The organism is Enterobacter dykesii, assembly GCF_008364625.2.
GTDB lineage: Bacteria > Pseudomonadota > Gammaproteobacteria > Enterobacterales > Enterobacteriaceae > Enterobacter > Enterobacter dykesii.
Window position 1 is genome coordinate 2,395,092 of the sequence record NZ_CP126604.1, and the last position, 11,824, is coordinate 2,406,915.

The 11,824-nt window shown below is 59.6% G+C and carries 9 protein-coding genes; 2 read left to right on the forward strand and 7 right to left on the reverse strand.

What is annotated here, in order from left to right:
* Position 1 precedes the first annotated feature (1 nt).
* Both F0320_RS11500 and F0320_RS11505 read left to right on the forward strand, forming a co-directional pair.
* On the forward strand, positions 2-2,983 hold the full coding sequence (locus F0320_RS11500; protein WP_126328633.1) for a virulence factor SrfB: 2,982 nt from the start codon (positions 2-4) through the stop codon (positions 2,981-2,983).
* Positions 2,980-5,157, forward strand: coding sequence for a virulence factor SrfC family protein (locus F0320_RS11505; RefSeq protein ID WP_126328634.1), 2,178 nt, complete (start codon positions 2,980-2,982; stop codon positions 5,155-5,157). Before F0320_RS11500 ends, F0320_RS11505 begins: the two co-directional genes overlap by 4 nt.
* A 30-nt stretch (positions 5,158-5,187) precedes the next feature.
* On the opposite strand, the gene F0320_RS11510 is transcribed toward F0320_RS11505, so the two are convergent.
* The 7 genes from F0320_RS11510 to ydcS form a co-directional block, all read right to left on the reverse strand.
* Positions 5,188-5,943 (reverse strand): alpha/beta fold hydrolase, encoded by a 756-nt coding sequence (locus tag F0320_RS11510; RefSeq protein ID WP_126328635.1) that lies wholly within the window; start codon positions 5,941-5,943, stop codon positions 5,188-5,190.
* 86 nt (positions 5,944-6,029) lie between these two features.
* A complete protein-coding gene (locus F0320_RS11515; protein WP_013096478.1) occupies positions 6,030-6,203 on the reverse strand; it encodes a GhoT/OrtT family toxin in 174 nt (57 codons plus the stop codon).
* Between the two features lie 183 nt (positions 6,204-6,386).
* Positions 6,387-7,811 (reverse strand): aminobutyraldehyde dehydrogenase, encoded by a 1,425-nt coding sequence (gene patD, locus F0320_RS11520; RefSeq protein ID WP_126328636.1) that lies wholly within the window; start codon positions 7,809-7,811, stop codon positions 6,387-6,389.
* 24 nt (positions 7,812-7,835) lie between these two features.
* Positions 7,836-8,642 carry an ABC transporter permease gene (locus F0320_RS11525; protein ID WP_029741505.1) on the reverse strand — a complete coding sequence of 269 codons (807 nt, stop codon included), beginning with the start codon at positions 8,640-8,642 and terminating at the stop codon, positions 7,836-7,838.
* Complete coding sequence (locus F0320_RS11530; protein ID WP_126328637.1) at positions 8,632-9,576, reverse strand: ABC transporter permease; 945 nt, start codon at positions 9,574-9,576, stop codon at positions 8,632-8,634. Before F0320_RS11530 ends, F0320_RS11525 begins: the two co-directional genes overlap by 11 nt.
* Position 9,577: 1 nt before the next feature.
* Entirely contained in the window at positions 9,578-10,591 is a 1,014-nt protein-coding gene (locus F0320_RS11535; RefSeq protein WP_126328638.1) for an ABC transporter ATP-binding protein, read from the reverse strand.
* A gap of 17 nt (positions 10,592-10,608) precedes the next feature.
* Positions 10,609-11,754 (reverse strand): putative ABC transporter substrate-binding protein YdcS, encoded by a 1,146-nt coding sequence (gene ydcS, locus F0320_RS11540; RefSeq protein WP_126328639.1) that lies wholly within the window; start codon positions 11,752-11,754, stop codon positions 10,609-10,611.
* Positions 11,755-11,824 lie beyond the last annotated feature (70 nt).

Consider the following 11,824-nt stretch of genomic DNA (forward strand, 5'->3'; position numbering starts at 1 on the left):
TATGCTGGTTAATCTTTGCGACTATAAACAAAGCGTCACGCTTATTGCCAACAGCGGCGTGCAGTTCCTTGATTTCGGTCTGACGCCGCAGGACACCGCCAGCAACGGGCGCTTCGTACGTAAAACCGCGAACGGCCCGCTGCTGCGGCTCGATTTCGACCTGGTTAACGGGCGCTATACCGTGCCTGGGACGAACGGCGGGCAGCCTGAAGTGGTTAAGCCGGAAACCACCATCCCGCTGCATCAGTCCCTGGCGGTGCTGGACGGCGTCTGGCTCCCGGTTCCGTTTCTGCGCTTCAACCCACCGCGGACCTTTGTTGAGGGGCCGGATAACTGGGCCCGCGTTCAGGTGCGCAGGCTGGATACACCCGATACGGCAGGCAATACGCACCGCGTCACGCTCGCCCTTGACAGCCAGATTGCCGAACACGCCACGTCCGCCCTGTCCCCGGTTGAAAACGATATTCTGAACGGGACCCGATTCGCGCTGGCCTGGCGAGACAACGAAGTTGAAAATTTCCTCGACCAGACCTGGATTGACGGCTGGCTGCGCGAGGCATTTACCCAGTATGCCGACGGCGTTGAAAACCGTTCAGAACGCGATCTCCAGCAGGCGATGCGCGGGTTTGAATATCAGGCCCACTGGCTTAACCTGCTGACCATGCTCGGTGAACAGCTCACCGTGCCGGAGGTGAAATTTGTTACCCATACGCTCAGCACGCCAGCCATTCCGGTCGACCTGATCCTCGACGTGGGCAACACCCACACCTGCGGCGTCATTATTGAAGACCACGGCGATGCGAACGATGGGCTGCGCCAGACCGCCGAGCTGCAGGTCCGCTCGCTCAGCGAGCCGCAGTTCCTGAATGCGCCGCTGTTCACCAGCCGTCTCGAGTTTTCGGAAGCGCGCTTTGGCAAGCAGCACTTCTCGGTTGAAAGCGGTCGCGAAGATGCCTTTGTCTGGCCGTCGATTGTTCGCGTGGGCGATGAAGCCCGCAAGCTGGCGATGCAGCGTCTGGGAACAGAAGGCAACAGTGGCATCTCCAGCCCGCGTCGCTACCTGTGGGATGAAACGCCGGTCGTGCAGGACTGGCGCTTTAGCCAGATGAACAGCAAAACCCAGCGTGAGCCGCTTGCCACCGCGTTTCCGCTGATGAACCTGATGAACGATGACGGCGAGCCGCTCTTCACTCTGCCGCAGGACGAGCGGCTGCCGGTCTTCTCGCCGCAGTACAGCCGCAGCACGCTGATGACGCACATGCTGTGCGAGCTGCTGGCGCAGGCGCTGGGGCAGATCAACAGCGTCGCCACGCGCCTGCGTCTGGGCTTCCCCGCGTCACCGCGCCAGCTGCGCACCCTGATCCTGACCCTGCCCTCGGCCATGCCAAAGCAGGAGCGCGAGATTTTCCGTCGCCGCATGTTCGAAGCCATCGCCATCGTCTGGAAAGCGATGGGCTGGCACCCGCAGGATGAGGATTTTGTCACCCGCAAACAGCAGGATAAAAGCGTGGTGCCGGTTCCTGAAATCCAGATGGAGTGGGATGAAGCCAGCTGCGGTCAGCTGGTCTGGCTGTATAACGAAGCGATCTCCCGCTTTGGCGGTCAGACGGAAGCCTTCTTCGCCTCCCTGGCCCGCCCGGACCGTGAGCCTGAGCCGGGTAGCCAGCCGGGCCGCGCGCTTCGCGTCGCGTCCATCGACATCGGCGGCGGCACAACGGATATGGCGATCACCCATTATCAGCTGGATGACGGTTCTGGCAATAACGTCAAAATCACCCCGCAGCTGCTGTTCCGTGAAGGCTTCAAAGTCGCGGGCGACGATACGCTTCTGGACGTGATTCAGCGCTACGTGTTGCCCGCGCTGCAAACGCAGCTGCAGAAATCCGGTATCGCGGACGCCTCGCTGCTGATGGCGTCGCTGTTCGGCGACTCCGGGCGTATTGATACCCAGGCGGTACTCCGTCAGCAAACGGCGCTTCAGCTGTTTATGCCGATTGGCCACGCCATTCTTGCCGCGTGGGAATCGAGCGACGTTGACGATCCGCTGGCCGGTCTGCATGCCACCTTTGGCGATCTCCTGCCGCAGAAACCGACGCGCAACGTCATGAATTATCTGCAGCAGGCGATCGACCATGCCCTGCCAGCGGGTTCAGACGCTTTTGACCTGTTCGCGGTGCCGCTGCACGTGAATTTCCGCGAAATGCAGGATGCGATGCTCGCCGGGCAATTTACGCTGGCCTCGCCGCTCCACGCGGTGTGCGAGGCGATATCCCATTACAGCTGCGATGTTCTGCTGATCACCGGACGCCCCGGCTGCCTGCCTGGCGTTCAGGCTCTGATTCGTCATCTGCAGCCGGTGCCGGTCAACCGCATCGTCTGGCTGGATAAATACCAGGTGCACGAGTGGTATCCGTTCAGCCAACAGGGGCGCATTGGCAACCCGAAATCAACGGCCGCCGTGGGGGCCATGCTCTGCAGCCTGGCGCTCGACCTGCGTCTGCCGCGCTTCAACTTTAAAGCCGCGGACATTGGCGCGTATTCAACCGTGCGGTATCTCGGCGTGCTGGATAACACCGTTAATACCCTGCGCGAGGAAAACGTCTGGTATCAGGATATCGACCTCGATAAGCCGGGCGCGAAGCTCGACGCGCGTCTCCACTTCCCGCTGCGCGGTAACGTTACCCTCGGCTTCCGCCAGCTGGCGAACGCGCGCTGGCCCGCCACGCCGCTCTACACGCTCAGCATCAACTCGGCTGAACTGGCGAAAGCCATTGCCGGTGACGGCGTGCTGAACGTGCGGCTGAAGCTCTGCGGCGGCAGCAAGCAGGAAGGCCCTGAGGCCTTCGAGCTGAGCGATGCCTGGCTGCAGGACGGCACGCCGGTTGCCCCTGACGCATTAACCTTCAAACTGAATACCTTGGCCGATCGCCGACACAGCGGCAGCCACTACTGGATCGACAGCGGGAGCGTATACCTGAAATGACAGCGACGACGACCACCACTCAGGCCTTAATCGGGTGGATTAATGAGACGCGCCTGAACGCCCCTGTGCTGGATAACGATGCTGACGCCCTGCTTGCTCGCATCAACGCGGCGCAGGCGCGGGAACAGGCCATTGAACGCGCCATGACCCGCCAGAGCAGCATTGGGCTTTACGGTCATTCGCAGAGTGCGAAAGCCCATCTGCTGTTATCCCTGTGCGGCAGCGGTAATGGACGCCTGAACGTAACGCCGGGCCAGCGCACCTTTGACTATTTTTCGCATATCAATCCGGGACATGCCCTGACCAACATGGCCATCCGCTTTACCCGTGAAAACACGGAGGTGGCGGATGAGGCGTTCCCGCTGCGTCTGAGCCTGGTCACCGAGGCCGAGTTGGTACAGCTGTTTATTGCCCGCACGACGCTGCATCCGCAGATGCGCGCGGTGGATAAGGCGGTCATTGAGACACGTCTGGACAAATGGCGCGGGCTGCGCCAGCCGCAGGGCGTGCCCGGCATCACGGCTCAGGAAGTGGGGGCGATAGCCCGCTTCTGGCAAAGCACCGTACCCGCCGCTAAGCAGCAAATTGATGATGCCCTGTGGCATGAGTTCGCCCGGCTGGTGCCTTCTCTCGATCTCAGCACGCGGGCCAGCGTCTGGTCACTGCTGTGGGGCGAGCAGCAGGAGTTGACCCAGCAGTGGTTAAAACTGGCACATGTGCTGCACCAGACCAGCCATGCCGGGGAGCTTGCTGCCCCGCTTAGCCTGCTGGTGGACAGCTTTGGCCTGCCGGGTGAGGGTTTCCTGACGCACGACGGCACGTTAGATCTCCAGGACGCGCAGGAGACGCTGCTTCATCCGCTGAATAGCGGTGAAATGCTAAACGCCATCAGCATCCCCGTCGACGTGCTGGCCTTGCTGACCCGCGAGCTGGTGCTGCCGGTTGAGAACGGCGCGCTGGATAACGTCGATATTATTGATATTCCAGTCTTTGAAGATAACCGTGTCGACCCGCTACGCCAGGCGAAGTCCCAGTGGCTGCTCGAGCATTACCGTCAACAGCTTCAGCCGGATGTGCTGGTGATTTGCAATGCGACGGCGCAGCACGAGCAGACGGCCAAAAAAGCAAAAGTGTTAATGAACTGGGTCAAGGAGACGCAGCCTGCTGAAGAATCGGCCCTGCCGGGGCTGGTATGGGCGATTACCCCTCACGACGCCCGCTTTACCACCCGGCAGAATCTCGATGAAGCCGTACAGCATCTGCTCGGAAAGCCGGGTTTACGCTGGGGCACGCTGCAGGCGCTGGACAGCCACAGCATGCAGCGCGTCATCGAATGGCTGTCTCAGGCCACGCTGCCCGCGCAGCGACAGAAGCGTCTCGGCACGCTGAAAGGCTTGCTGCGACAGGAACTCTCATCGCTGATGCAAAGCTATCTGGCGCCGCTGGTAGAAGAGCCGGGGACAAGACGCGCTCAGGCCGAAAGCATGGTGCGCACGCTGCAAAGCAGCGCCGCCCGCCACGGCGAACTGCTTGAAGGCCTGCTGCCGCCGCTGAAAGCCTTTGAAACGCTGCTCGCCGTTCAGCAGCCGCGCGAGGAGCAGGTGAACGGGCTGTTTACGGACACGATTGACCTGTTTGCCGAGAATACGCAGGAAAGCACCGGCCTGTTCCAGACAAAAGACAAAGCGCGTCTGGCGCACAGAGTCTGGATAAATCATCTGCGTCAGTGGAGCCGCAACGAGGCAACGGCTGCCCGTCTTGGGCTGGAGCCTGCGGTATTACAGCAAATCGCGGATGTGCTGGTTGTCACCAGCTACCGGCTTAATCTGCCTCAGCAGCTTCAGCGCATTGTCGAAGCGGATAAAAGCAGCGCTGCACAGCTGCATGCCGTGATGGGCAATTTCGTTGGCTGGCTGGGTTATGACAAGACGCCCGTGGCAACGCGCCCGGCAAGCCGCATCCGCAAGGGCCAGGCCATCTTCGTCACGCCGGTGGTCAGCAGCGCGGAGCCTCGCCTGACCCGCCTGGGGGAACAGCCCGTGCATGCGGCCACCGCGTACGTTTACGACTGGCTGGTTGCACTCTATAGCCGCGCGATAGAGAACATTGATTACCAGCATCCGCATGATGTTCAGCCCGGTGCTCGCCGGGCTTTACAGGCGTTATTGCGCTGAGATGTCGGCCCGCAGCCATGCGGGCCATTTTCACCGCGCCATACAGCCAACGATCGTCTGCGCCAGCGCAGAAGGGTTTTCCCACGACATTGAATGCCCTGCCGCAGGAATGATTTTCACCTCGACGCCCTTTTGCTTCAGACTTTCCACATCGTCATCCGGAAGAGACTGCTCGCCGAAAATCAACGTTACCGGGCAAGGAAGTGACAGAAACTGCGCTTCCCATTCCGGTTCAACGCCCGCCACCAGGCTCGATGCACCCCGCCAGACGGCATACGGCGCATTGCTCTGCAGGCACCCGGCCCACGCCGTTTTTTCCGCGCCGAGCATGGCGTCATAGCCCTGCGTCAGAAACTGCTGCTCGGTTTGCGCCGCAATAGACCGGCTGAACATGCCCCCGCCCGCGTGAAAATTAGGCTCTGACACCATCAGGCCCTTCACGCGCGACGCCAGCAGCCCCGCCGTTTCGATAGCAATGCTGCCGCCCATGCTGTGGCCGTATAACCAAAAGGACTCCAGCTCTAGATGGTCAATCAGTTCCGCCACTACGTGCGCCTGGTCGGTGGTTTTATAGCTGTAGTGCTCAGGCTTGTCGCTGTAGCCGCTGCCGGGCAAATCGATGAGAATCGCTCTGCGCGCGCCAAACAGCGGGTCATGAACGACACGGGGATATTCATAGGAAGAGGCGCAGCCCAGCCCGTGAATGAACACCACGGGATCGCCGGTGCCGGGCAGGTCATGCCAGCGCACGGTACAACCGGCCTGCTGCGAGTAAAAACTGTTCATAAGCACTCCTTTTACGATGCACTGTTTATTTATACAGTTACCGTATCTGGAATGCCATATTCATCTTTTAAAAATGGAAGCGTGCTTCAGAAAAGCGAGACCAGCAGCGCAACGGGGAAGCTCATTGGCCAGGTTGACCCCACCAGAAAAGCGCTAAGCAGGCGGATACGTTTGCGGTCTTTAGAGAGGAACCAGGTAATTAATGCGCAGATAGAAGCCATAATTGCGTAAAAAACCAACATCTTTTGATACAACGTCATTCTGTATACCAGAGCCGAAAAAATAACCGCACGCAATATGCGTCATATGTTGATACAGATCAAGTTTTTTCGTTACAGAATAACCACTTAAAAATAATGGATAATAACAATTGAGTATCTTGCGTAACACTCATGGCGGGCGCGGGAAACGCCTGGCCGCGCATGCGGCCAGGCATGGCGGGCTTAGTGTTTGATCATCACATGCCGCACGACCGTATAATCCTCAAGCCCGTAGACCGACATATCTTTGCCGTAGCCGGATAATTTCATGCCGCCGTGCGGCATTTCGCTCACCAGCATAAAATGGGTATTCACCCAGGTGCAGCCGTACTGCAGCCGCGCGCTCAGGCGATGGGCGCGGCCCACGTCTTTGGTCCAGACCGATGACGCCAGGCCATACTGCGAATCGTTCGCCCAGGCCAGCACCTGCGCCTCGTCATCAAACTCGGTGACGCTCACCACCGGGCCAAACACCTCGCGCTGAACGATGGCATCGTCCTGTTTTGCCCCCGCCAGCAGGGTTGGCTGGAAGTAGTAGCCTGCCCCCTCTTTTTTGCTCCCGCCGGTGACAACGCGGATATGACCGAGCGCTTTCGCCTCATCGACCGCCTGACAAACGCGTGAAAGATGGGCGGCTGAGCTGAGCGGCCCCAGTTCGGTAGAAGCATCCTCCGGCGCACCCATTTTGAGGCTGGCGACCGCTGCGCCCAGCTTTTCCACCAGCGCGGCATAGATGCCCTTCTGGGCATAAATCCGGCACGCCGCCGTACAGTCCTGTCCGGCATTGTAGAAACCAAACGTCCGCACCCCTTCGACAACCGCATCCAGGTCAGCATCATCAAAGACGATAACCGGCGCTTTACCGCCCAGCTCCATGTGGGTGCGTTTAATAGAGGACGCCGTATGGCCGATGATATGTTCCCCGGTAGCAATCGAACCGGTCAGCGAGACCATACGAACTTTTTCATGCCCGGTCAGCGGATCGCCGACCGTTTTACCCCGCCCAAACAGGACGTTCAGAACGCCTGCCGGGAAGATATCTTTTGCCAGCTCTCCCAGCTTCAGCGCGGTCAGGGGCGTGATCTCTGAGGGCTTAATCACCACGCAGTTCCCTGCCGCCAGCGCGGGGGCCAGTTTCCAGGCCGCCATCATCAGCGGATAGTTCCAGGGGGCAATAGAGGCAACCACGCCCACCGGATCGCGGCGGATCATCGACGTGTGGCCGTCAAGGTACTCCCCGGCGGCCAGCCCGTTCAGACAGCGGGCGGCCCCGGCGAAGAAACGGAAAACGTCGACCACCGCCGGAATTTCATCACCCAGAGCACAGTGCAGCGGCTTGCCGCAGTTGAGGGATTCGAGCCGGGCAAACTCCTCCCCATGCGCTTCAATCGCATCCGCCAGCTTCAGCAGGCACTCGGCGCGCGTCTTCGGCGTGGTTTGTCCCCACTCCGCAAAAGCACGGTCGGCCGCCTGAACCGCCGCGTCGACCTGAGCCGCTGACGCCTCGGCAATCTCCAGCAGGAGTTCTCCAGTGGCCGGGTTATAGACCGGCTGTTTTTCTCCCTCTCCGGTTACCAGTTTTCCCTCTATCAGCAGTTGTGTTTGCATAGCATTTTCCTGTTGAATTCACTGTTATTTCCCGCTGCCGGCGATGTTCTCGCCGTCGCGGGTTAGCCACCAGGCTCCCAGAATGGGGATAGTTGTCACCAGCATCACCAGCAGTGCTACGACGTTGGTGACCGGCACGTCGCGCGGACGACCGAGCTGATTGAGCAACCACAGCGGTAACGTGCGCTCGTGTCCCGCCGTAAACGTTGTGACGATTATCTCGTCAAACGACAGGGCAAACGCCAGCATTCCCCCGGCCAGCAGCGCGGAACCCAGATTGGGCAGCACCACATAGCGGAAGGTTTGCCATCCGTCGGCCCCGAGATCCATCGACGCTTCCACCAGGCTCCAGGAGGTGCGTCTGAAACGGGCAATCACGTTGTTAAATACCACCACCACGCAAAAGGTGGCGTGTCCCACCACGATGGTGAAAAACCCCGGCTCAAGGTCAATCGTTTTGAATGCCGTCAGCAGCGCCAGACCGGTGATGATCCCCGGTAACGCAATCGGCAACAGCAGCAGCAGCGAGATCGCATTCTTGCCAAAAAACTCGCTTCGCCACAGCGCCGCTGCAGCAAGCGTGCCAAGCACGAGGGCAATCGCGGTGGAGAGCGCGGCAATCTGAAGTGACAACGTCACGGATTCAATAATATCGCCGCGCCCCGCCGCCACGCTAAACCACTTAAGCGTCAGCCCCTGCGGCGGAAAGCTGAAGGCCGCGTCTTCGGTGTTAAAGGCATAGGTCGCGATAATCAGCAGCGGGAAGTGCAGGAAGATGACGCCTCCCCAGGCTGCCACTTTCAGGAACAGCGGTGCGCGTTCAGAGTGCATCGAATGCTCCCAGACGTTTCACGAACGCCAGATAGAGTGAAATCAGCACGATGGGCACGAGCGTGAACGCGGCGGCCATGGGCATATTGCCAATGGCGCCCTGCTGTGAGTAGACCATGTTACCGATGAAGTAACCCGGCGGCCCCACCAGCTGCGGAACGATGAAATCTCCCAGCGTCAGGGAAAAGGTGAATATTGAGCCCGCGGCAATACCCGGGATCGCCAGCGGCAGAACGACGCAGCGAAAGGTCTGGCGAGGGCGCGCGCCAAGGTCGGCTGAGGCCTGCAGTAGCGAGGCCGGCAGGCGTTCCAGAGCCGCCTGGACGGGCAGGATCATAAACGGCAGCCAGATATAGACGAACACCAGAAACCGTCCCAGCCCGGAGGTGGACAAGGTGTTGCCGCCAACTGCCGGGAGCGTAAGGAGTGAGGTCAGGATCGGCTCCAGCCCCATATGGTTGAGAAACCACTGCGCCACCCCATCCTTCGCCAGCAGCAGCGTCCAGGCGTAGGCTTTGACGATGTAGCTTGCCCACATTGGCAGCATCACAGCAATATAGAAAAACGCTTTCCACTTGCCGCGGGTGTATCGCGCCATGTACCAGGCCATCGGGAATGCCAGGATGGCGCTGGCTATCGTCACCGCAATCGCCATCGTTAGCGTGCGCAGTATGATGTCGTAGTTTGCCGGGTTGAAAAGCGCCCGAATGTTCGCCAGGGTCAGATCCGGCGTGACGGCCATGGTGAAATCGTCAAAGGTGTAAAAACCTTGCCACAGCAGGGTCAGAAGCGATCCTAAATAGACGATGCCAAACCACATGAGCGGCGCGAGCAGAAGCAGGAACAGGCCAAGCGACGGTTTGCGCCAGAACAGCGCCGTCATGCGGCTTAAGCGCCCGTGCGAGGCGGGAGGATGCGTAACGCTCATAGCCATTTCACCTCTCCTCGTGCAGGCGAATCATCGCCTCGCGTGACCACGACGCCATCACCGCCTGCCCCGGCGCAATCCCGCTCAGCGGCGAGATTTCACTGAGATTAGCCTGGCTCACCAGCAGTTTGGCGCCGTCGGCGAGCTTCAGCTCCAGCCGCGTGGCCGCCCCCTGATACTGAACGGCCTGCACGATGCCCTGAACCTGAACGTCTCCGCCCTCATTAAGGCGAATATGTTCCGGGCGCAGGGAATAGCTGCCTTCCATACCGCATAGTTTCTGCGCAAGGACTGCGTCAAATACGTTGGAAGTGCCGACAAAACCGGCGACAAACGGCGTGCGCGGACGCATGTAGAGATCGCGCGGGGTATCCACCTGCTCGATGCGCCCGTTATTGAACACCGCCACCCGGTCTGACATGGAAAGGGCTTCGCCCTGATCGTGGGTGACAAAAATAAAGGTGATGCCGAGTTCCTGCTGAAGCTTCTTCAGCTCGAACTGCATCTGTTCACGCAGTTTGAGATCGAGCGCACCTAAGGGTTCATCCAGCAGCAGGACGCGCGGCTCATTAACCAGCGCCCGGGCGATGGCAACACGCTGCCGCTGGCCGCCGGAAAGTTGTGAAGGTTTGCGGGCAACGGCAAAGCTCAGGCCCACTTTTTCCAGGGCATCACGGGCCTGCGCATGGCGTTTTTTCTTGTCGATACCTTTGACCATCAGCCCGTAGGCAACATTGTCGAGGATCGACATATGCGGAAACAGCGCGTAGTCCTGAAAGACGGTATTCACATCCCGCTCCCAAGGGGGCAGTTCGCTCGCCTCTTTGCCGAAGATAGAGATCGTCCCGCCTGACAGCTGTTCGAAACCGGCGATCAGACGCAGGCAGGTGGTTTTACCGGAGCCCGAAGGCCCCAGCATGGAGAAAAATTCTCCGTCACGAATGGCAATGGTGACCCCATCCACCGCCCGTACGTCGCCGTACAGACGGGAAACGTTGTTAAACTCTACCGCGTACGTCATGTTCTGCTCCCGGGCAATTAACGACCGCCCATGATGGCGATGTAGTCCTGCGTCCAGCGGCTGTAAGGGACAAATTTGCCGCCTTCGGCGATGGGGGTTTTCCAGAACATGATTTTGTCGAACTCGTTATAACCGTTTGTTTCGCAGCCTTTATCACCCAGCAGCGTGCTGGCCTTACACCCTTCTGCAACTACGGGCAGGGAGCCAAACCATGCGGCCAGATCGCCCTGCACTTTCGGCGTCAGCGACCAGTTCATCCATTTGTAGGCGCACATCGGGTGTTTTGCCTGCGCGTGCAGCATGGTGGTGTCCGCCCAGCCGGTCACCCCCTCTTTCGGGAAGACGGTGGCAACGGGCTGGTTCTCAGCCTTCAGCGCATTCGCCTGATACGGCCAGGCGCTGGAGGCCACGACGCCTTCATTTTTGAAGTCGCTCATCTGGACGGTGGTGTCATGCCAGTAGCGGTGGATCAGCGCGTGCTGGTCGCGAAGCACCTTGAGCACGGCGGCATACTGTTTTTCGGTGAGCTGGTAAGGGTCTTTGATACCCAACTGCGGCTGCGTGGCTTTGACGAACAGCGCGGCATCGGCGATATAAATCGGGCCGTCATACGCCTGCACGCGTCCCTGATTGGTTTTACCGTCCGGCAGATCCTGTTTAGTAAAGACCACGCTCCAGCTGTCAGGCGGCGTCGGGAAGGTTTTGGTGTTGTACATCAGCAGGTTTGGCCCCCACTGATACGGCGTGCCGTAGACTTTCCCGCCGACGTTAAACCATTCCCCTTTCACAATCCGTCCGTCTAGGGTTTTCCAGTTGGGGATAAGATCGGGGTTAATGGGCTGGACGCGTTTGCCCATGATCAGGCGCAGGGAGGCGTCACCCGAGGCGGTCACCAGATCGTATCCTCCTTTCGCCATCAGGCTGACCATTTCATCCGACGTGGCCGCCGTTTTGACGTTGACCGCACACCCGGTCTCTTTTTCAAACTGGGTGACCCAGTCATAATTTTTATCCGTCTGTCCGCGTTCGATGTATCCCGGCCAGGCGATAATATCCAGCCGACCTTCCCCGTCGCCGATGGCCTTTGGTGGTTCTGCGGCTTGCGCTGTCATGATAGTCATGCCGAGCGCGCACAGGCTGCTGCGGGCAAAATGTTTGCTCATAAGAGTTACTCCTGTCGCAATGAAATTTAGCGGCAGCCGTGCCGTAAAAATATCTCCCTTATTAAACGTA